The 472-nt window shown below is 51.7% G+C and carries 1 rRNA gene; it reads left to right on the forward strand.

The features are described 5' to 3' along the window. Positions 1-472 (forward strand): 23S ribosomal RNA (locus AACV31_RS15120); the annotation flags it as partial.

A 472-nucleotide genomic window follows, 5' to 3' on the forward strand; every position in this document is an offset into this window, starting at 1 on the left:
GGTGCATCATCGTTTGATGAATACATAGTCAAACGAGGCGAACCGGGGGAACTGAAACATCTAAGTACCCCGAGGAAAAGAAATCAACCGAGATTCCCCCAGTAGCGGCGAGCGAACGGGGAACAGCCCAGAGCCTGAATCAGCTTGTGTGTTAATGGAAGCGTCTGGAAAGTCGCACGATACAGGGTGAAAGTCCCGTACATGAAAGCACACAGGCTGTGAGCTCGATGAGTAGGGCGGGACACGTGATATCCTGTCTGAAGATGGGGGGACCATCCTCCAAGGCTAAATACTCCTGACTGACCGATAGTGAACCAGTACCGTGAGGGAAAGGCGAAAAGAACCCCGGCGAGGGGAGTGAAACAGAACCTGAAACCGTGTACGTACAAGCAGTGGGAGCCTTCGTAAGAGGGTGACTGCGTACCTTTTGTATAATGGGTCAGCGACTTATATTCTGTAGCAAGGTTAACCG

Source organism: Cronobacter sp. EKM101R (assembly GCF_963888145.1).
Lineage (GTDB): Bacteria > Pseudomonadota > Gammaproteobacteria > Enterobacterales > Enterobacteriaceae > Cronobacter > Cronobacter turicensis.